This window comes from Streptomyces lothianensis (assembly GCF_047779955.1).
In the GTDB taxonomy this organism is placed as follows: domain Bacteria; phylum Actinomycetota; class Actinomycetes; order Streptomycetales; family Streptomycetaceae; genus Streptomyces.
Genome location: NZ_JBLMKT010000019.1, coordinates 38258 through 56864 on the forward strand (window position 1 = coordinate 38258; position 18607 = coordinate 56864).

Sequence of the window (18607 nt, forward strand, 5' to 3'; positions counted from 1 at the left end):
CTCCATGCTCCGGGCGGGCGCCCTGCTGTTCGTACGGGCCGGTGTCCGCCTCGTACGGACCGGTGCCCACGTGCCGCCTACCACGCAGGCGCGTCGGTGCCCTTGTGGACCGAGCCCTGCTCGGCGGGCAGCAGCACCCACAGCGCCAGGTAGACGAGGAACTGCGGGCCGGGCAGCAGACACGAGACGAGGAAGATCACACGCATCGTCTTCGCGGAGGTGCCGAAGCGCTTCGCCAGCGCTGCGCACACTCCGCCGATCATCCGTCCATCGCGCGGGCGGGCAAGGGCGGTCATGGGGGGCTCCTTCGCGAACCGTCGGTGAGGCGCCGTTCCCGGTGCCTCGATCTGGTTCAAAGCTACGTTCGCAAAGCGGGCGAAGCGTCCGGCTACGGTGCGATCCCGACCCTGGGAATCGTCGGGGTCGGCCCCTGAGCCACCTCATCCCTGGGCAGGGGCGCACGCGGCGGGAGCCCCTCCTGGCGTCGGATACGGGCCCGTACCGCGGGGACGATCGCGAGATGGGCGATGGCGACGCCCGCGGTGTTGAGCATCAGCGAGTCGATGTCCACGAGTTGGCCCGGTACGGCGGTCTGCAGGAGCTCGATGCCGAGCGAGATCATCGCGCCCGCCGCGACGGTCCGCAGGAACGATCCCAGCACCGAGGCGTGCAGCCTCCCGCCGGCCGCGGGCAGCAGGATGCCGAGCGGCGCGAGCAGCAGCAGCGCCTCGCCGATCCGGCGGGTGGCCTCGGCCGGGCCGAGGGCCAGATCGGCCTTGATCCCGGCGAACGGCTGCAGATTCGCCGCGGTCATCCACGGCACATCCAGCGGGCGCAGGCTCAGCCAGCCGACGAAGGCGAGATGCACGACGAGGAGCACGACCCCTGCCGCCCTCAAACGAAGCCCTTGACGCTGCACGCGAAGCCCTTGACGCTGCACGCCCCCGTAGACGCAGCCGTGCGCCGCGGCGGTTCCACCCTGGTACGGAGCGGCTCCGGCTGTTGCACCTCCCTATTAGAATGTAGTACTTCTTATACATGAGCGAGCAGGTACACAACCGACTGGCCGTCATTCGCGCCGAGCGGAAGGTGTCGCGGCAGCAACTGGCCGAAGCGGTGGGGGTGCACTACCAGACCATCGGCTACATCGAGCGGGGGCAGTACAACCCGAGCCTCGACCTGGCACTGAAGATCGCGAAGTTCTTCGGGCTGCCGGTGGAGGCGCTGTTCTCACTCGAGCCGTTCCGGCCGCTCACGGATGAGATCTACGGGAGGAACAGGCCATGACCACGAACCGGCTGACGCGCTACGACCGCGGCATGCTGCGGCTGATGAACGACCGGCGGGGCCGGGCGCTGTACGCCACGGCCGCCCGGCGGAGGCTGGCCGTCGCCGCGCATCTGGTGCTGACCGCCGCCATCGGCGGGCTCATGGCCTACTCCTACCTCGCGGAGGGGAAACCGTTCTGGGCCCTCGCCGTCATGGCCGTGCTGCTCCTGCCGTGGATGGTGGCCACCGGGACGATCAACGGGGCCACCCGCGGCCTGCTGGAACTGCGCGAGCGGGCGCTGGACGAGCGGCAGTCCGTCGAACGCGCCCGGGTGCAGGCCCGCGCCCACCGGGCGATGACGCTGCTCCTCGGCGCGGCCGCCGCCGGGCTGCTGGCCGCGGGGGCGGCCCGGGGCGAGGCCCCGACGGCGTACGCGGCGCCGGTGCTCATCGCGGTGCTCACCGTGCACTGGCTGATGCCGCTGTGGGTGGCCGGGCTCATGGCACAGGACGAGCCGGGCGAGGACGACGGGCCGGCCGCCTGAGGGGCACGGGCTGCGCGCCCGACCGGGACGGCGGCCGCCCCGTGGGACGGCGGGCCGACCCGTGGGGCGGCGCTCGGGAGGCCGGGGCGTAACCGCCGTGCTATCCCGGAGTTAGGGGAAAGCGAGGGGGGGTACGTCCGCCGGCGGCCGGGGTTCCGGTTCATCGGCCTTTCTGAGTCGAGGTACCACTCGTGACCGCGTCCACCAACGCACTGACCAGCACTCTTGCCATCGACTTCACCCAGGGGCTCAACGACGCCTGGTCGAAAGTCGCCCAGTTCGTACCGAAACTGGTCGGTTTCCTGGTGGTCCTGGCCATCGGCTGGTTCGTCTCCAAGATGATCGCCCGCGTACTGAACCGGGTACTGCGCAAGGCAGGCTCCGAGAAGCTGGCCGAGCGGGCCGGAGCTGCCCAAATGCTGGAGGGCTCGAAGTACGACACGACCGGAATCGTCTGCAAGGTCGTCTACTTCGCCCTGCTGCTGATCACGCTCCAGCTCGCCTTCGGTGTCTTCGGCACCAACCCGGTCTCGACCATGCTGAACGGCATCGTGGCCTGGATCCCGCGCGGCATCGTCGCGATCGTGCTGATCGTGGTGGCGATGGCCGTCGCCAACATCGTCCGCGACATCGTCACCAGCGCCCTGTCCTCGGTCTCGTACGGGAAGACACTCGGCACGGTGGTGTGGGCCGTCATCGTGACCCTGGGCGCCATCGCCGCGCTCGGCCAGGCCGGTATCGCGGTGGCCGTCACGCAGCCGGTGCTCATCGCGGCGCTCGCGGCCGCGGCGGGCATCCTGATCGTCGGTGTCGGCGGCGGGCTCATCATGCCGATGCGCCAGCGCTGGGAGAAGTGGCTGGACAAGGCCGAGGAGGAAACCGCGAAGGCCCGCGGCAACATCGGCGCCTACCAGGCGGGCCGCGAGGACGCGATGGCGAACCAGCCGGCGCAGGAGCGTCAGCGCACCGATCAGTGACTCCGCTCAGTGCCCGGCGGGCCTGCCCTCGCCGAGCAGGTCGTGCCGTCTCACCAGCCAGCTGATGGCGGTGAGGCGGCACACCACGTAGTCGTGCCCCACCGGTTCCCGCCAGCCCGTCTCGTCGAGCGCGTCGAGGAAGCCCAGGGCGTAGTCGGAGAGCAGGTCCGCGTCCGGCGCGGAGGGCTCCAGGGCGGCGCAGGCGGCTTCGAGGCGCTCCCGTATCTCCGCTACGTGCTGGTCCACGGCGGCCGTGAAGGCGGGCTCGAAGGCGAACTCGGCGAAGCGCGTGCCGTACGCCTCGCTGACCCGGGCGAGGGGGGACATTCCTCAAAAATACGGTGGCCGGGGCGGGGCGAGGTAGCGGCGAAGGCGTGCTGTTCATCACCTGGGCTTCCCCGGGCCTCACCCGGACGGGCGTATGCGCGCCGCCGGGGAGTGGCGGCGGATATCCCCTCCCGCCTTCGATTGTCAGTGGGGGCCTGTAGCTTTCGAAGTGCCAGTGTTGAGGCAGGGCTACCGGGGTGAATCCAATGACGGGATCGTCTGATGCGAGCGGTACGGGCCTGAAGGGCGCGGACCCGAGCGGCGCGGCAGGGACCAGGGCGGACCTGGATCTACGGATGGAGAAGCACCGGACCGAGCTGACCGGTTACTGCTACCGGATGCTCGGCTCCGGCTTCGAGGCCGAGGACGCCGTACAGGACACGTTCGTGCGCGCGTGGCGGGCGTACGACAAGTTCGAGGGCCGCTCCTCGCTGCGCTCCTGGCTGTACCGGATCGCGACCAACGTGTGCCTGGACATGCTCAACGCGGGCAACAAGCGGGCGCGCCCGATGGACCTCACCGACCAGGCCCACCAGGCGACCGCGGTGCTCAACGAGCGCTCGGAGATCACCTGGCTGGAGCCGGTTCCCGACGGTCGCGTGCTGCCCTCCTCGGCGGACCCGGCGGAGACGGCGGTGGCGCGCGAGACCGTGCGGCTGGCGTTCGTCGCGGCGCTGCAGCATCTGCCCGCCAAGCAGCGTGCCGTGCTCATCCTGCGCGAGGTGCTCGCCTGGAAGGCGGCCGAGGTGGCCGAGCTGCTCGGCACGTCGGTGGCCTCGGTGAACAGCGCGCTGCAGCGGGCGCGGGCCACGCTCGCGGACACGGGCGGGATCAGGGAGACGGACACCGCCGACCCGCTGGACGATGAACAGCAGAAGCTGCTCGACCGCTATGTGGCGGCCTTCGAGGGGTACGACATGGAGGCGCTGACCTCGCTCCTCCACGAGGACGCGATCATGTCCATGCCCCCGTTCGACCTGTGGCTGTCCGGCCACGAGGACATCGTCAACTGGCACCTGGTGCAGGGCGCGAAGTGCCGCGACGGAAAGCTCGTCGCCACGGTGGCGAACGGGACACCGGCCTTCGGCCAGTACCACCTCGACGAGGACGGTACGTACTCGCCGTGGGCGCTTCAGGTCATCGAGATCACGGACGGAAAGATCTCCGGGCTCAACGCCTTCCTGGACACGAAGCGGTGGTTCCCGATGTTCGGGCTGCCCGATTCGCTGCCCGCGGAGGCCTAGGCCGCAGTGGCGTAGGCGTCGGCGGAGACGGCAGAGGCGTCGGCGGCTCGGGCGGGCCGCCCCCGCCCCCACGTACGCGGTGCGTGGTGGGTTCGTGCCGATAGCGGTGCGTGGTGGGTCCGTACCGATGAGTTTTCGGTGCGGGGGCGGTCATCCCTGCATGACTCGACCCGAGCCCGTGATCGTCCGCCTGGCCGCACCGCTGACCCGCGCGCAGGTGCCGCAGCTGTGCGAGCACCTGCGCGGGCGGCTCGAACTGACCGGCGCGGCGGAAGTGATCGTGGATACGCAGGCGCTGCAGCAGGCGGGCCAGGCGGACTTCGCGGTCATCGACGCGCTGGCCCGCCTGCGCCTCACGGCCCGCCGCGCAGGAGCCGGCACCCGCATCCGCGACCCCGGCCCCGCGCTGATACGACTGCTTCAGCTGACGGGGTTGGCCGAAGTGGTGGGATCGATCGAGCAGCAGAACTGATGCGGCCCCCGCCGGGATCTCCCGGCGGGGGCCGTACTGCGCTCTGTGTGCCGCGCCTATGCGATCCGGTCGAGCACGATCGGGTTCGGCGAGACCTCCGCGCCCGCAGGCGCGATGTCGTACGCGGACGCCAGCGACTGCAGCGCGTACTCGAAACGCTCCGGCGTATCCGTGTGGAGGGTGAGCAGCGGCGCCCCCGCCTCCACCGCGTCGCCGGGCTTGGCGTGGATCTCCACACCGGCCGCCGCCTGGACCGGGTCCTCCTTGCGGGCCCGCCCGGCGCCCAGGCGCCAGGCCGCCACGCCCACGTCGTAGGCGTCGAGCCGCGAGAGCACACCCGAGCTGGGCGCGGTGACGACGTGCTGCTCACGGGACGTGGGCAGCTCCGCGTCCGGATCGCCGCCCTGCGCGGCGATCATCCGCCGCCACACGTCCATCGCCGAACCGTCGGCGAGTGCCTTCGCCGGGTCGGCGTCCTTGATCCCGGCCGCGTCCAGCATCTCGCGGGCGAGCGCGAGGGTCAGCTCGACGACGTCGGAGGGACCGCCGCCCGCGAGCACCTCGACGGATTCGCGCACTTCGAGCGCGTTGCCCGCGGTGAGGCCGAGCGGGGTGGACATGTCGGTGAGCAGGGCGACGGTGCGTACGCCGCTGTCGGTGCCGAGGCCGACCATGGTGGAGGCGAGTTCGCGGGCGTCGTCGATGTTCTTCATGAACGCGCCGGAGCCGACCTTCACGTCGAGGACGAGCGAGCCGGTGCCCTCGGCGATCTTCTTCGACATGATCGACGAGGCGATCAGCGGGATCGCCTCGACCGTGCCGGTGACGTCACGCAGCGCGTAGAGCTTCTTGTCGGCGGGGGCGAGGCCGTCGCCCGCCGCGCAGATCACGGCGCCGGTCGAGTCGAGCACGTCGAGCATCTCCTCGTTGGAGAGCAGGGCGCGCCAGCCGGGGATCGACTCCAGCTTGTCGAGGGTGCCGCCGGTGTGGCCGAGGCCGCGGCCGCTGAGCTGCGGGACGGCGGCACCGCAGGCGGCGACGAGGGGGGCGAGCGGGAGGGTGATCTTGTCGCCGACGCCGCCGGTGGAGTGCTTGTCGGCGGTGGGGCGGCTCAGGCTGTCCCAGCTCATGCGCTCGCCGGAGGCGATCATGGCCGCGGTCCAGCGGGCGATCTCCTGGCGGTTCATGCCGTTGAGGAGGATGGCCATGTTGAGGGCGGCCATCTGGTAGTCGGCGACCTCGCCGCGGGTGTAGGCGTCGATGACCCAGTCGATCTGCTCGGGGCTGAGTTCGCCCCGGTCCCGCTTGGTTCGGATGACGGAGATGGCGTCCATGGGGTCCTTCCGGTCAGTGCAGTTGTTTCTGGGGAGGGCGGGCACTCCCAGGGGGTGGGCCGGCACGCTCGGCGTGCCGGGCCGGAATTACCGCAGGTGGTCCGGCCCGAAGGCCTGCGGCAGCATCGCCGACAGGGGGAGGACCCCCTCGGGGGTCTCCACCAGCAGCTCGGGGCCGCCGAATTCGTACAGGAGCTGGCGGCAGCGGCCGCACGGGACCAGGACGGCCCCCTTGCCGTCCACACACGTGAAGTGCGTGAGGCGGCCGCCCCCGCCCGCGACGAGGGAGGAGACGAGGCCGCATTCCGCGCAGAGGCCGAGCCCGTACGAGGCGTTCTCGACGTTGCAGCCGGTGACCACGCGCCCGTCGGAGGCCTGCGCGGCCGCTCCGACGGGGTACCCGGAGTACGGGGCGTAGGCCCGGGACATCGCATCCCGGGCCGCGTCCCGCAGGGGCTCCCAGTCGAAGGGGGAATCGAAGGGAGCCGCCTGCGCGGACGCCCCCGTCGTCACTTCCCTTGCCCCTTGTAGTACGGCTTGCCGTTCGCCTTCGGCATCCTCAGGCGCTGCGCGGAGAGCGCGAGGACCAGCAGGGTCACGACGTACGGCGTGGCGGAGACGAACTGGCTGGGGACCTCGTCCGTGAGGATGTACCAGACCAGGACGAGCGCCGCGACCGCCGTGGTGATGAGCGCCTGCACGTACTTCTTGCGCCAGATCAGCCAGCCGATCGCGATGACCAGGAGGAAGAACAGGAGCAGCAGGAGCGCGTGCACGTTGGTGCCGCCGCCGCGCAGGTTGAGGCTGTCGGTGTAGCCGAAGAGGCCCGCGCCCATGGCGAGTCCGCCCGGCATCCAGTTACCGAAGATCATCGAGGCGAGACCGATGTAGCCGCGGCCGCCCGTCTGGCCTTCGAGGTAGATGTTCGCGGCGACGATGGACAGGAACGCGCCGCCGAGGCCGGCGAAGGCGCCGGAGATCAGCACGGCCAGGTACTTGTACTTGTACACGTTGACGCCGAGCGATTCGGCCGCGGTCGGGTGCTCACCGCAGGAGCGCAGGCGCAGACCGAAGGACGTGCGCCACAGCACCCACCAGGTGAACGGCACGAGCGCGATCGCGATCAGAGTCAGCGGCGAGAGGTTGGTGACCATGCCGCCGAGCAGGCCCGCGATGTCCGAGACCAGGAACCAGCCCTTCTCGTTCAGCGAGTCGAGCCAGTCGGCCAGGCCCGGGACCGTGAAGGTGCCGAGGGATTCCACCGGCGGGGACTGCTTCGAGGTGCCGCCCTCGACGCCTTCGAAGGCGAACGTGGACATGTAGCGGGTGGCGCCGACCGCGAGGATGTTGATCGCGATACCGGAGACGATGTGGTTGACCTTGAAGGTGACCGTGGCGACCGCGTGGATGAGACCGCCGATGGCGCCGCCGAGGGCGCCGAAGAGGATGCCGGTCCAGGGGCCCCACTGGTAGCCCGCCCAGGCGCCGAACCAGGTGCCGAGGATCATCATGCCTTCGAGGCCGATGTTGATGACGCCCGCGCGCTCGGCCCACAGGCCGCCGAGACCGGCGAGGCCGATCGGCACGGCGAGCCGCAGCGCGGTGGACATCTGGCCGACGGAGGTGATGCCGTCGGCGCCGGTGATCAGCCGGACGATCGAGACCAGGATGAGCAGGCCCGAGATCCCGATCATGATCTTCGGCAGGGAGAGCTTGCGCGTGGCGGGACGCGGCTGCAGCTTCGGCTTGTTGGACTCGGTTGCCGTCGTCATCGGGCAGCCACCTCCTCGGTGTTCTTCGACTTACGGGCTGCCGCGGCAAGCTCTCGGCCGACTCGCTGCTGCTGGCGCTTGAGGCCCCACTGGCGTACGGCCTCGTCGCAGATGACGACCGCGAGGACGATCAGGCCCTTCATGATGACCGTGATCTCCTTGTCGTAATCGTGGAAGTCCAGCTCCGGAGATGCCTTGTCGAGCCAGGCCCACAGGAGCGAGGCCAAGATGATGCCGACCGGGTGGTTGCGACCGAGCAGCGCGATACCGATGGCGGTGAAGCCGAGGCCGGCGGGGAAGGTCAGGCCGAACGTATGCGAGTCGCCGAGAAGCAGTGGTAGGCCGGAGATGCCGGCCAGGCCGCCGGAGATGACCATGGCCATGAAGACCATGCGCTTGGCGTTGACACCGCTGGCCGCGGCCGCGGACTCGGAGGCGCCGGTGGCGCGCAGGTCGAAGCCGAAGCGGGTACGGCCGAGGACCAGCCAGTAAGCGAAGCCGACCAGGACGGCGAGGACAAGCAGCCCGTAGATCTCGCCCCCGGCCACCTCGAAGCCCGGGATCCAGCCGGATTCGGCCATCAGGCCGGTGGTGGAGTTGTTGCCCTGCAGGACACCGAAGTTCTCGGGCAGGGTCAGCCAGGCGATCAGGCTGGTCGCGATGGCGTTCAGCATGATCGTGGCGACGACCTCGGAGACGCCGCGGGTGGTCTTGAGGATGCCCGCGATTCCGGCCCAGAAGGCGCCGGTGAGCATCGCGACCAGGATCAGCAGCGGCACCTGCAGGAAGTTTGGCAGCGCAACATGCGCGCCGACCAGTGCGGTGGTCATCGCGGCGAGGCGGTACTGGCCGTCGACGCCGATGTTGAACAGGTTCATCCGGAAGCCGACCGCGACCGCGATGGCTGCGATGTAGTACATCGTGGCCTGGTTGATGATCAGGACCTGGATGTCGGAGAACGTGGCCTGCTCGAACATGATCGCGTACGGCTCGAACGGGTTCTTGCCCGAGATGAGCAGCACGATCGAGGTCAGCGCCACGGCCACGACCAGCGCCATGGCCGGTCCGGCGAGTGCGAGGAGCACCCGCTCCTTGTCGAACTTCTTCATCAGGCCTCGTCCTCCGGGGCGTCTGCGTCCTGATACGGGGCCTGGGCCCGCTTGGTGAAGGCGTCCGAGGCGGCCGGCTGCCCGGCGTCGGGCGCGGGGATGCGCCCCTCGGCCACGTCGAGGGCGGCCCGCTCGGCGGCGACCTCGGCCTCGTCGACCTCCAGGTGGCCGCTGGCCGCACCCGTCATCGCGGAGCCGAGCTCCTCGGGGGTGATGGTCGCAGGATCGGCGTCGGCGACGAGCTTGCCGCGGTAGATCACGCGCAGCGTGTCGGAGAGGCCGATGAGTTCGTCGAGGTCCGCGGAGATCAGCAGGACGGCGAGTCCTTCGCGGCGTGCCTCGCGGATCTGGTCCCAGATCTGCGCCTGCGCGCCGACGTCCACACCGCGGGTGGGGTGGGCGGCGATCAGGAAGCGCGGCGTGTGGCTCATCTCGCGGCCGACGATCAGCTTCTGCTGGTTGCCGCCGGACAGGGAGCCCGCGGTGACGTCGATGCCGGGGGTGCGGACGTCGTACTCCTCGACGATCCGCGCGGTGTCGGCCTGGGCGGCCTTGATGTCCAGCCAGTGGCCCTTGGCGTTGGGCTTCTCGGTGACGTGGCCGAGGATACGGTTCTCCCACAGCGGGGCCTCCAGGAGGAGGCCGTGGCGGTGGCGGTCCTCGGGGATGTACCCGATGCCGTCCTCGCGGCGCTTGCGGGTGGGCGCGGAGGTGATGTCCTCGCCGAGGAATCGGATGGAGCCGGAGTCAGCGTGCGCGAGGCCGATCAGAGCCTCGATGAGCTCCGTCTGACCGTTGCCCTCGACACCGGCGACACCGAGAACTTCACCCGCGTGGATCGTGAAGCTGATGTGGTCCAGGACACGGCGGCCGCCCCCGCGACTGATCTCGGACATGAGCATGCCCGCGGAGCTTTCCTTGGCGCTCAGTTTGATGCTGCCCTTGTCGACCACCATCAGGTCTCGGACTTCGATGACCGGCTGGTCGGTGACCGTGGACTCCGCCGTCTCCGGCGTCGGCAGCGCGCTGCCGACCATCAGCTCGGCGAGCTGGCGGGGCGTGGTCTCGGAGGGGACGGCCGTGCCGACCGTCGTGCCGCGGCGGATGACGGTGATGTCGTCGGCGACCGCGAGCACCTCGCCCAGCTTGTGCGAGATGAAGATGACCGAGAGGCCTTCGGCCTTGAGCTCGCGGAGGTTGTCGAAGAGCGCGTCGACCTCCTGCGGCACGAGCACGGCGGTCGGCTCGTCGAGGATCAGGGTGCGGGCGCCGCGGTAGAGGACCTTGAGGATCTCCACGCGCTGGCGGTCGGCGACACCGAGGCTCTCGACGAGGACGTCGGGCCGGACTCCGAGCCCGTAGGTCTCGGAGAGTTCCTTGATCTTCTTACGGGCCTGGCTTCCGATGCCGTACAGCTTCTCGCTGCCGAGCACCACGTTCTCCAGGACCGTGAGGTTGTCGGCGAGCATGAAGTGCTGGTGCACCATGCCGATCCCGCGGGCGATGGCGTCGGCGGGGCTGGTCAGGGCGACCTGTTCACCGTTGATCGCGATGGTGCCCTCGTCCGGCTTCTGCATGCCGTACAGGATCTTCATCAGCGTCGACTTGCCCGCGCCGTTCTCGCCGACCAGGGCGTGCACGGTGCCCGTGCGGACGCTGAAGTGGATGTCGTGGTTGGCCACGACACCGGGGAAGCGCTTGGTGATGCCCGCCAGTTCTACGGCAGGCGCCTGGCCGTCGGCCGGAGGGCTGCTGGACGCTTTGATGGCGACTCTCCTCAGGGGGGTGGGGCGTCCTGCGCAACGCCCCTGAATCAAACTTCCAGTTGAGGCCGGAAGGCCGACCGTCGGCGGAACCTGGGCCGACTGCCCTCCGTACGGACCGGAACGGGGTACGGAGATGATGCTCGCCGTACCCCGCTCCCGTCCCGTGTCATGACGCGAACATCGGCATCACGTCATGAACTTCTGGTGTTACGGGGTGGTCTTGACCTTGATCGAACCGTCCTTGATGCCTTCCTCGGCCTTCTTGACGGCCTCCTGCACCTCGGTCATCTCCATGAACGCCGGGTTCGACTCGGCGAGCGCGACACCACCGGACTTCAGGTCGGCGCGGATGACGCCGGACTGCGGGTCGCCGTCCACGACGGACTTGGCGAGGTTGAAGACCGCGTCGGAGACACCCTTGGTGACCGAGGTCAGGATGTAGTCCTTGTACTTGGCCAGGGCCTTCTGGTTGTACTGGTCGGAGTCGACGCCGATGGCCCACTTCTTCTTGCCGGCGGCGGCCTCGATGGTGCCCTGACCGGCGAGACCGGCGGCGTGGTAGATCACGTCGGCCTTGCGGTCGAGCATGCCGTTCGCGGCGGCCTTGCCGAGGTCCGGCTTGGAGAAGCCGTCGAAGTTCGGCGGCTGCGTCAGGTACTGCGACAGGACCTTCACCGACGGGTCGGTGTCCTTGACGCCCTGCTCGAAACCGGCCTGGAACTTCTTGATCAGCGGCGTCTCCACACCACCGACGAAACCGACCGTCTTCGTCTCGGTCGTCTTGGCCGCGGCCACACCGGCGAGGTAGGAACCCTCCTCCTCGGCGAAGACCAGGTCGGCGACGTTGTTCGCCTCGACCGTGGAGTCGTCGACGATGCCGAACGTGGTCTCGGGGAACTTCGCGGCGACGTCCTTGACGGCCGGCGCGTAGGCGAAGCCGACGCCGATCACCGGGTTGTACCCCTGCTTGGCCAGCGAGGTCAGCCGCTGGATCTTGTCCGCGTCGGACTCACCATCGGAGGGCTCGACGTCCTCGCCGCCGATGTTGAGCTCCTTCATGGCGCGCTGCATACCGTCGTAGGCAGCGTCGTTGAAGGACTGGTCACCCTTTCCGCCAATGTCGTAGGCGATCGCCAGGCCCTTCGGCTTGGAGTCGTCAGTGGACGAAGAGGACGAATCGGTGGACTTGCCGCCACAAGCGGCAAGGGAGACGGCGAGCGCGGTGGCAGCAGCGCCTGCAACCGCGAATCGGGACACCCGGTGCATGGGTCGTACTCCTTTGTGCAAGCGCCCGTGTGTGGCGCAGGTTTCGCCGCAGCGTAACGCGCGTAGACTAAACATAGAACCGCTGGGGAACAGCCGTTATCGGTCTGTGCCAGGACTCACACCTTGCACCAATTGTCCCATCTGTCAAAGCACTGCGCCGGACCAGCGGAAACAGCCGGCCCGGCGCGGTGGGGTCACAGATGGATGACGGTGCGTTACGGCGTGTCCTTCACCGTGATCGTGCCGTCCTCGATCGCCTTCCGGGCCTTCTCCACGGCCTCGACGACCTCCGTCATCTCCTTGTAGGCCGGGTTGGAGTCGGACAGGCCCACACCCTCGGCCTTGAGGTCGAAGCGCTGCACGCCGCTCAGGGGCTCGCCCTCGACCACGGACTTGGCGAGCGAGTAGACGGCGCCGCCGACGTCCTTGGTCATCGAGGTGAGGATGTAGTCCTTGTACTCGGCGAGCGCCTTCTGGTTGTACTGGTCGGAGTCGACCCCGATGGCCCACTTCTTCTTCGCGGCGGTCGCCTCGATCGCGCCCTGACCGGCGAGACCGGCGGCGTGGTAGATCACGTCGGCCTTGCGGTCGAGCATGCCGTTCGCGGCGGCCTTGCCGAGGTCCGGCTTGGAGAAGCCGTCGAAGTTCGGCGGCTGCGTCAGGTACTGCGACAGGACCTTCACCGACGGGTCGGTGTCCTTGACGCCCTGCTCGAAGCCCGCCTGGAACTTCTTGATCAGCGGCGTCTCCACACCACCGACGAAACCGACCGTCTTGGACTCGGTGGCCTTGGCGGCCGCGACGCCCGCGAGGTAGGAGCCCTGCTCCTCCGAGAAGATGAGGTCGGCGACGTTCTTCGCCTCGACGGTCCCGTCGTCGACGATGCCGAACGTGATGTCGGGGAACTTCGCGGCGACGTCCTTGACGGCCGGCGCGTAGGCGAAGCCGACGCCGATCACCGGGTTGTACCCCTGCTTGGCCAGCGAGGTCAGCCGCTGGATCTTGTCCGCGTCGGACTCACCATCGGAGGGCTCGACGTCGATGCCGTCGATGCCGAACTCCTTCTGGGCCTTCGCGAAACCGGTGTACGCGGCGTCGTTGAACGACTGGTCGCCGCGGCCGCCGATGTCGTACGCGAGGCCGATGCCCTTGCCCTTGTAGTCGCTGGAGGCCGTCTTGTCGCTGCCCTTGTCCGTGGGCGTGTCGCTCTCCGTACTGGTCTTGCCGCAGGCACTCGCCGCGAGGGCCAGGGCGGAGACCGCCACGGCCACGCTGGAGAGCCTCGATATCCGCCGTATACGCCGCTTCTGCCGCACGTGAAGCACCCCTTATTGTCCCCAACACGCCGTCGCCGGCGCCCCATTCGGTGCGGTGACCGCACCGGTTTCGGCGCACAGTAACGCGCGTAGAGGGGGCGGGGAACGGGAGTCCGGGTTCCCGTTATCGAACCGTGGCAGGGGGAGGGCCCTCCGGGCGGCGTGGGAGGGCGAGCGCCACGGCCCCGCTTACGGCGGCTGCGGTCAGCCCGGCGCGTCCAGCAGGGCCGCAGCCGTGAACAGCTCGACGCCCGCCTTGATCGCCGACTCGTCCACGTCGAAGTCGCCCTGGTGCAGGTCGCAGGCGGACCTGTCCCCCGGGCGGCGGACACCGAGGCGGGCCATCGCGCCCGGCACGTGCTCCAGATACCAGGAGAAGTCCTCGCCGCCGAGGCTCTGCTCGGTGCCCTCGACCGACAGCGGCCCGCGCCGCGCCGTCATCGCGTCCCGCAGCAGCTCGGTGACCTGCGGATCGTTGACGACCGGGGGCACCCCCCGCACGTAGTTGATCACCGACTTGGCGCGGTGCAGATCGGCGATCTCCTGCACGGCCGCGTGCACCAGATCCGGCGCCGAGCGCCAGGCCGCGAGGTCCAGACACCGCACGGTCCCGGAGAGTTCCGCGTGCTGCGGGATCACATTGCAGGCGTGCCCGGCCTCGATCCGCCCCCAGGTGACCGCGAGCCCGGCCCGCGCGTCGGCCCGGCGCGCGACGAGCGCGGGCACGTCGGTGGCGACGCGGGCGGCCGCCGTCACCAGGTCGGTGGTCAGGTGCGGACGGGCCGTGTGCCCGCCCGCCCCGTCCAGGGCGACCTCGAGGCGGTCGCAGGCCGAGGTGATCGCCCCGGCACGCAGCCCGATCCTCCCCGCGTCGACCTTGGGATCGCAGTGCACCGCGATGATCTTCCCGACCCCGTCGAGCACCCCGGAGTCGATGGCGTCCGTCGCTCCCCCGGGCAGCACCTCCTCCGCCGGCTGGAACAGCAGCCGCACGGCACGGGGCAGCCGCCCCTGGCGGTGCAGCTCCGCGAGCACCAGACCCGCGCCGAGCACCGTCGTGGTGTGCACGTCGTGCCCGCAGGCGTGCGCGCGGTCCGGGACCGTGGAGCGGTACGGGGCGTCGGTCTTCGTGTCCGGGATCGGCAGCGCGTCGATGTCCGCACGGATGGCGAGCATGGGGCGCAGGCCGTCCCGGTCGCCGATATCGCATACGAGCCCCGTCCCCGTGTCGAGCACCCGGGGCACGAGCCCCGCCTGCTCCAGCCGCTGCTTCAGCGCCGCCGTGGTGCGGAACTCCTGATGGCCCAGCTCAGGGTGCATGTGCAGATCGCGCCGGAAGGCCACGAGCTCGGCGCGCAGCCCCTCGGGGAGCGCGCCGGGCAGACTTGCCGCGACGGCGGAATCACCCTCTGGGGTGTCGGTCGTAGGGGACATCACTTGGTTCACCCTCGCAAGCGTAAGGCGATGCAAGGGGCAACTGAGCCTCGATCAACAAAAGTTCAGCCAGATTGACGTAAGAAATTCGGCTGGGTCGCGCATGGGGATTCGCACAGAAGGGTATGACTGTTCGTTTGCGTACGGATGCACTGGGTGAGATCACCTGGTGGTGGGGGTGGGGCGGGCGGGATCCGTGCGGTGGCGGGGTGCGGTGGTGGGGGTGGCCAGGGGGTGATCCGGCCGGGATGCCGGGCCGGGCCCCGTGCAGGAGGATTGCACCGGAGGTGGGACAGTGACCGGTCGCCGACCCCCGGGCGGTACGGCCCGGCTCCTCGCCGTGTGCGCGCTCCTTGCACTCGCGGCCGCGGTCGTGGTGCTGTGCGTGGGCTTCGTCGACACGGGGGCACTGGCCCTCGTCATCGGGGTCGCCGGGCTCGTCCTGTCGGCGGTGGGCCTGTGGTGGCTGCTGTCGATGCGCGGCCTGCTGCGCGCGCTCGGCGCGCTGCTCGCCCTCGGCGCGCCCGTCGCGGTCCTCGTCCACTACATCCGGCACGACGTCTGGGTCTGGGCCCTGTGCGCCCTCCTCCTCTACGGCGTGGCCCTGGTCTGCGGCCGGGCGGCGATGCGCGCGCACGGAAAGTCCTACGTGCTGCGCGGCACGACCGGCACGCCGCCGCAACACCCCTTCCTGATCATGAACCCGCGTTCCGGCGGCGGGAAGGTCGCCCGCTTCGGCCTCGTCGAGAAGGCCGAACGGCTGGGCGCGAAGGTGCACTTGCTCGACACAAGTGGTGATGATCCCACCGACGTGGCGGCGCTGGCGCGCGAGGCGGTCGCGGACGGCGCCGACCTGCTCGGGGTGGCGGGCGGCGACGGGACACAAGCACTGGTCGCCGGAGTCGCCGCCGAACACGGGCTGCCGCTGCTCGTGATCTCCGCGGGCACCCGCAACCACTTCGCCATGGACCTCGGCCTCGACCGCACCGACCCGTCCCACTGCCTCGACGCACTGACCGACGGCGAGGAACTCCGCGTCGACCTGGGCATGGTGAACGGGCGCCCCTTCGTCAACACCGTCTCCTTCGGGGCGTACGCGGACATCGTGCAGCGCCCCGAATACCGCGACGCGAAGACGGAAACCGCGCTCGCCCTGCTCCCCGACCTGCTCGGCACGGAGGGCAGGCGCCTGTCGGCCCGGGCCGGGGAGAAGGAGTACCCCGCACAGCAGGCAGTCCTCGTCACCAACAACCCCTACGCCACGCCCGATCCGCTCGCCGCGGGCCTTCGGCCGCGCCTGGACCGCGGCAAGCTGGGGGTGATCGCCCTGTGCATCGAGGGCGCGGCCCAGGCCGCCCACCTGGCCGTACGGGGTGAACGCGCGCGCGGTGTCGGCTTCGCGGCGGTCCGCAGGGTGGAGGTGACGGCCCCGGAGGAAACCATCCCGGTCGCGGTGGACGGCGAGGCGCTGACGTTCACGACGCCGGTCGTCTGCACCGTACGCCGCCGCGCCCTGCGCGTCCTGGTGCCCCGCACCAGACCGGGCACGGTGGCGCCGCGTTCACCGCTCAACTGGCGCTGGATCACGGCACTCGCCCTGGGGCGTACGCGGTGAGCGCGGCGCGGAAGGCGGGCGCGGCGGGCGCGGCGGGTGCGGCGGGTGCGGCGGTGCTGCGGGATCTGCACGCCGTCGACCACGCCGTGTACGCGGCGGTCGCCACCACCGCGACACCGGCCCTGGACAGCATGCTCCGGCGGCTGTCCCGGGCCGCGGACCACTCCAAGATCTCCCTCGGCATCGCCGCCGCGCTCGCCGTCTTCCCCGGCCGCCCGCGCCGGGCGGCCTGTACGGGGATGGCGGCGGTCGCGGTGGCCTCCGCGTCGACGAACCTGTTCGCCAAGAAGCTGGTCCGCCGGCGACGCCCCGACCGCGAGGCGGCCGGGGTGCCACCGGCACGCCACGTCCCGACGCCGGCCTCTGCCTCGTTCCCGTCGGGCCACACCGCCTCGGCGGTCGCCTTCGCCCTCGGCGCGGGCGCGGTGCTCCCGGCGGCGGCCGGCCCGCTGTGGATCCTCGCCAGCGCCGTCGCGTACTCCCGCATCCACACGGGCGTGCACTACCCCGGCGACGTGACCGCGGGCGCGGCCCTCGGCGTCGCGAGCGCGGTCACGGCGCTGGCGGCGGGGGAGGTGCGGCGGGTGGCGGCTCCAGGGGGCTAGGTGAGATCCCCGCTGTGGAGCGAGGCGAGGAACGCGGTCCAGGCGGTGGAGGTGAAGGGGATGGCGGGGCCGGTGGGGTTCTTGCTGTCGCGGACGGGGATGCGGGTGCCCGGGTGGGCGTCGTTCACTTCGAGGCAGGCGTCACTGTCGCCTCCGCTGTAGCTGGACTTGCGCCACGCCGGAGCCAGGCGGGCCTCGCTGACTTCAAGGCAGTCACCGCTCTCGCCGCCGCTGTAACTCGACTTGCGCCACCCGGGCACAACAGAGGCGTCCGGGATACACACGTACTCACTGCTTCGATGCATGCTCGTAGTCCTCCGCAACGGACCGGATCAGGGCCAGGGACGCTTGGTGCGAGAGCGCGTCTCCCAAGGCGTGATCGTATGCCGCCTGACATTCCCGTACCACGGACGGGGTTTCGAGCACTCTTCCGGTCTTCAGGCCCTCCACGTACGCGACCGGCGGAAGCTCCTCGAACCACATCAGCGAGACGACCCCCTCCATCAGAGCATGGAAGCCCACGGAAAACGGCAGGACGTGTACCCGAATGCGTCGGCTCTCACCCAACGCGGCAATGTGACAGAGCTGTTCGCACATCACGGCCGGACCGCCGATCGGGCGCCGTAACACCGCCTCGTCAAGCAGCACCCAGAGCACCGGACTGTTGAAGTCATCCAGAATCCGACCTCGCTCCAGACGTGTGACAAGGAGCTTGTCACGTTCCTCGGCTGCCTTCGCCGGGAAGCCCGAGCCGAGAACTTCCTTCGCGTACACCTCCGTCTGAAGCACGCCGGGCACGAGCTTGGGGCCGTACACCCTGATGACCTCGGCCTGCCGCTCAAGCTCCAACGCCTCCGCGAAGTGCTCGGCGACCCGCCCCTCCCCCAACGCGGGCAGGAACCGGACCAGCACCCCACCCGCCCCCAGCACCCCATCCAACCTGCGCGCATCCTCGACATCCGGCCGCCGCCGCCCGGCCTCGATGTGGGCGATGTGCGTGCGGGACATGACCGCCCACACACTCAGTTCCTCCTGCGAGAGCCCGGCCCGTTCGCGCCATCGCCGCAGCTCCCTGCCGTACTCCTGACGCGACTGCGGGCTGTCCTGAATGGCCATGGCCGACTCAACTCCCGGATGTGCGGATGCCGTTGTCACACCCAAACCACTACCGAGCGTAGGCCGCACCACCGCACTGCGTGAGCGAAACCACGCACACAGAGCGAGAGGCGGGCAACCGCGATGCATCACGTAGGCGCGTACGTCGCGCACACCGGGACGGACGTGTACGGGCCCGGGAAGGTCATCGGCGTGGACGGCGAGTGGCGCCGCGTGCGCTTCGTCCACTTCGTCGCGAGCATCGCCGCGCGCGATCTGCGGGCGGCCTCCAAGGAGGAGCGGGCCGAGATCCGCGCATGGCTGCGCCTCAAGGCCGCGCGGTACGGCGGCAGTTGGTGACAGCTCGGACCACCTTGACCGATTACTCGAAGTAGCCGCCCGTGTACGGAAATTGCTGTACGGTGATCGCAAATCGGCCCCCGTGCTGGCGCCAACCAGCG

The 18607-nt window shown here is 70.0% G+C and carries 21 protein-coding genes; 8 read left to right on the top strand and 13 right to left on the bottom strand.

Annotation, left to right across the window (positions count from 1 at the left end; all coding sequences use genetic code 11):
- Positions 1-77 precede the first annotated feature (77 nt).
- Both ACLF6P_RS03935 and ACLF6P_RS03940 read right to left on the bottom strand, forming a co-directional pair.
- The gene (locus ACLF6P_RS03935; RefSeq protein ID WP_415948093.1) at positions 78-296 is read right to left on the bottom strand and encodes a PspC domain-containing protein; all 219 of its coding nucleotides are present in this window, start codon (positions 294-296) and stop codon (positions 78-80) included.
- A 92-nt stretch (positions 297-388) separates the two neighbouring features.
- Positions 389-940: a VanZ family protein gene (locus ACLF6P_RS03940; protein WP_415948094.1), complete on the bottom strand. Its 552-nt coding sequence runs from the start codon at positions 938-940 to the stop codon at positions 389-391.
- Positions 941-1038: 98 nt separating this feature from the next.
- Between ACLF6P_RS03940 and ACLF6P_RS03945 the strand changes: the two genes are divergently transcribed.
- From ACLF6P_RS03945 to ACLF6P_RS03955, 3 genes are all read left to right on the top strand, one after another.
- On the top strand, positions 1039-1287 hold the full coding sequence (locus ACLF6P_RS03945; protein ID WP_415948095.1) for a helix-turn-helix transcriptional regulator: 249 nt from the start codon (positions 1039-1041) through the stop codon (positions 1285-1287).
- The gene (locus tag ACLF6P_RS03950; RefSeq protein ID WP_415948096.1) at positions 1284-1814 is read left to right on the top strand and encodes a hypothetical protein; all 531 of its coding nucleotides are present in this window, start codon (positions 1284-1286) and stop codon (positions 1812-1814) included. The genes ACLF6P_RS03945 and ACLF6P_RS03950 overlap by 4 nt, the downstream gene beginning before the upstream one ends.
- A 191-nt stretch (positions 1815-2005) precedes the next feature.
- Positions 2006-2791 carry a mechanosensitive ion channel family protein gene (locus ACLF6P_RS03955; RefSeq protein ID WP_415948098.1) on the top strand — a complete coding sequence of 262 codons (786 nt, stop codon included), beginning with the start codon at positions 2006-2008 and terminating at the stop codon, positions 2789-2791.
- A 6-nt stretch (positions 2792-2797) separates the two neighbouring features.
- Here ACLF6P_RS03955 and ACLF6P_RS03960 read toward each other — a convergent pair whose 3' ends face one another.
- Positions 2798-3118, bottom strand: a complete 321-nt coding sequence (locus tag ACLF6P_RS03960) for a DUF6401 family natural product biosynthesis protein (protein WP_415948100.1) — start codon at positions 3116-3118, stop codon at positions 2798-2800.
- A 206-nt stretch (positions 3119-3324) separates the two neighbouring features.
- Between ACLF6P_RS03960 and ACLF6P_RS03965 the strand changes: the two genes are divergently transcribed.
- Positions 3325-4362, top strand: coding sequence for a sigma-70 family RNA polymerase sigma factor (locus ACLF6P_RS03965; RefSeq protein WP_415948101.1), 1038 nt, complete (start codon positions 3325-3327; stop codon positions 4360-4362).
- Positions 4363-4522: 160 nt separating this feature from the next.
- Positions 4523-4834: an STAS domain-containing protein gene (locus ACLF6P_RS03970; protein WP_415948102.1), complete on the top strand. Its 312-nt coding sequence runs from the start codon at positions 4523-4525 to the stop codon at positions 4832-4834.
- A 56-nt stretch (positions 4835-4890) separates the two neighbouring features.
- Here the strand turns inward: ACLF6P_RS03970 and ACLF6P_RS03975 are convergent, their stop codons facing one another.
- The 8 genes from ACLF6P_RS03975 to ACLF6P_RS04010 all read right to left on the bottom strand — a co-directional run bounded on the left by ACLF6P_RS03975 (position 4891) and on the right by ACLF6P_RS04010 (position 14831).
- Positions 4891-6168, bottom strand: a complete 1278-nt coding sequence (locus ACLF6P_RS03975; protein WP_415948103.1) for a thymidine phosphorylase — start codon at positions 6166-6168, stop codon at positions 4891-4893.
- 87 nt (positions 6169-6255) lie between these two features.
- Entirely contained in the window at positions 6256-6681 is a 426-nt protein-coding gene (locus ACLF6P_RS03980) for a cytidine deaminase (protein WP_415948104.1), read from the bottom strand.
- Positions 6678-7940 carry an ABC transporter permease gene (locus ACLF6P_RS03985; RefSeq protein ID WP_415948106.1) on the bottom strand — a complete coding sequence of 421 codons (1263 nt, stop codon included), beginning with the start codon at positions 7938-7940 and terminating at the stop codon, positions 6678-6680. The genes ACLF6P_RS03980 and ACLF6P_RS03985 overlap by 4 nt, the downstream gene beginning before the upstream one ends.
- Positions 7937-9049: an ABC transporter permease gene (locus ACLF6P_RS03990; RefSeq protein WP_415948108.1), complete on the bottom strand. Its 1113-nt coding sequence runs from the start codon at positions 9047-9049 to the stop codon at positions 7937-7939. Before ACLF6P_RS03990 ends, ACLF6P_RS03985 begins: the two co-directional genes overlap by 4 nt.
- The gene (locus ACLF6P_RS03995) at positions 9049-10815 is read right to left on the bottom strand and encodes an ABC transporter ATP-binding protein (RefSeq protein ID WP_415948154.1); all 1767 of its coding nucleotides are present in this window, start codon (positions 10813-10815) and stop codon (positions 9049-9051) included. The genes ACLF6P_RS03990 and ACLF6P_RS03995 overlap by 1 nt, the downstream gene beginning before the upstream one ends.
- 207 nt (positions 10816-11022) lie before the next feature.
- Positions 11023-12081 carry a BMP family lipoprotein gene (locus tag ACLF6P_RS04000; RefSeq protein ID WP_415948110.1) on the bottom strand — a complete coding sequence of 353 codons (1059 nt, stop codon included), beginning with the start codon at positions 12079-12081 and terminating at the stop codon, positions 11023-11025.
- A 215-nt stretch (positions 12082-12296) separates the two neighbouring features.
- A complete protein-coding gene (locus ACLF6P_RS04005; protein WP_415948156.1) occupies positions 12297-13379 on the bottom strand; it encodes a BMP family lipoprotein in 1083 nt (360 codons plus the stop codon).
- Between the two features lie 222 nt (positions 13380-13601).
- Positions 13602-14831 (bottom strand): amidohydrolase, encoded by a 1230-nt coding sequence (locus ACLF6P_RS04010; RefSeq protein ID WP_415948157.1) that lies wholly within the window; start codon positions 14829-14831, stop codon positions 13602-13604.
- 295 nt (positions 14832-15126) lie between these two features.
- Here ACLF6P_RS04010 and ACLF6P_RS04015 point away from each other — a divergent pair, with 295 nt between their 5' ends.
- Entirely contained in the window at positions 15127-16446 is a 1320-nt protein-coding gene (locus tag ACLF6P_RS04015; protein ID WP_415948112.1) for a diacylglycerol/lipid kinase family protein, read from the top strand.
- A complete protein-coding gene (locus tag ACLF6P_RS04020; protein WP_415948114.1) occupies positions 16443-17051 on the top strand; it encodes a phosphatase PAP2 family protein in 609 nt (202 codons plus the stop codon). Before ACLF6P_RS04015 ends, ACLF6P_RS04020 begins: the two co-directional genes overlap by 4 nt.
- Here the strand turns inward: ACLF6P_RS04020 and ACLF6P_RS04025 are convergent.
- Together ACLF6P_RS04025 and ACLF6P_RS04030 are read right to left on the bottom strand one after the other, a co-directional pair.
- On the bottom strand, positions 17048-17356 hold the full coding sequence (locus ACLF6P_RS04025; protein ID WP_415948116.1) for a DUF397 domain-containing protein: 309 nt from the start codon (positions 17354-17356) through the stop codon (positions 17048-17050). The genes ACLF6P_RS04020 and ACLF6P_RS04025 overlap by 4 nt on opposite strands.
- Complete coding sequence (locus ACLF6P_RS04030; protein ID WP_415948117.1) at positions 17340-18167, bottom strand: helix-turn-helix domain-containing protein; 828 nt, start codon at positions 18165-18167, stop codon at positions 17340-17342. The genes ACLF6P_RS04025 and ACLF6P_RS04030 overlap by 17 nt, the downstream gene beginning before the upstream one ends.
- A 123-nt stretch (positions 18168-18290) precedes the next feature.
- Between ACLF6P_RS04030 and ACLF6P_RS04035 the strand changes: the two genes are divergently transcribed.
- Positions 18291-18506: a hypothetical protein gene (locus ACLF6P_RS04035; protein WP_415948118.1), complete on the top strand. Its 216-nt coding sequence runs from the start codon at positions 18291-18293 to the stop codon at positions 18504-18506.
- Positions 18507-18607: the final 101 nt, after the last annotated feature.

Coding starts and splice junctions, on each gene's coding strand:
- ACLF6P_RS03970 (WP_415948102.1), top strand. CDS start 4,523: ATGACTCGACCCGAGCCCGTGATCGTCCGCCTGGCCGCACCGCTGACC.
- ACLF6P_RS04030 (WP_415948117.1), bottom strand. CDS start 18,167: ATGGCCATTCAGGACAGCCCGCAGTCGCGTCAGGAGTACGGCAGGGAG.
- ACLF6P_RS03965 (WP_415948101.1), top strand. CDS start 3,325: ATGACGGGATCGTCTGATGCGAGCGGTACGGGCCTGAAGGGCGCGGAC.
- ACLF6P_RS04025 (WP_415948116.1), bottom strand. CDS start 17,356: ATGCATCGAAGCAGTGAGTACGTGTGTATCCCGGACGCCTCTGTTGTG.
- ACLF6P_RS03985 (WP_415948106.1), bottom strand. CDS start 7,940: ATGACGACGGCAACCGAGTCCAACAAGCCGAAGCTGCAGCCGCGTCCC.
- ACLF6P_RS03960 (WP_415948100.1), bottom strand. CDS start 3,118: ATGTCCCCCCTCGCCCGGGTCAGCGAGGCGTACGGCACGCGCTTCGCC.
- ACLF6P_RS03935 (WP_415948093.1), bottom strand. CDS start 296: ATGACCGCCCTTGCCCGCCCGCGCGATGGACGGATGATCGGCGGAGTG.
- ACLF6P_RS03975 (WP_415948103.1), bottom strand. CDS start 6,168: ATGGACGCCATCTCCGTCATCCGAACCAAGCGGGACCGGGGCGAACTC.
- ACLF6P_RS04010 (WP_415948157.1), bottom strand. CDS start 14,831: ATGTCCCCTACGACCGACACCCCAGAGGGTGATTCCGCCGTCGCGGCA.
- ACLF6P_RS04035 (WP_415948118.1), top strand. CDS start 18,291: ATGCATCACGTAGGCGCGTACGTCGCGCACACCGGGACGGACGTGTAC.
- ACLF6P_RS03950 (WP_415948096.1), top strand. CDS start 1,284: ATGACCACGAACCGGCTGACGCGCTACGACCGCGGCATGCTGCGGCTG.
- ACLF6P_RS03990 (WP_415948108.1), bottom strand. CDS start 9,049: ATGAAGAAGTTCGACAAGGAGCGGGTGCTCCTCGCACTCGCCGGACCG.
- ACLF6P_RS03945 (WP_415948095.1), top strand. CDS start 1,039: ATGAGCGAGCAGGTACACAACCGACTGGCCGTCATTCGCGCCGAGCGG.
- ACLF6P_RS04000 (WP_415948110.1), bottom strand. CDS start 12,081: ATGCACCGGGTGTCCCGATTCGCGGTTGCAGGCGCTGCTGCCACCGCG.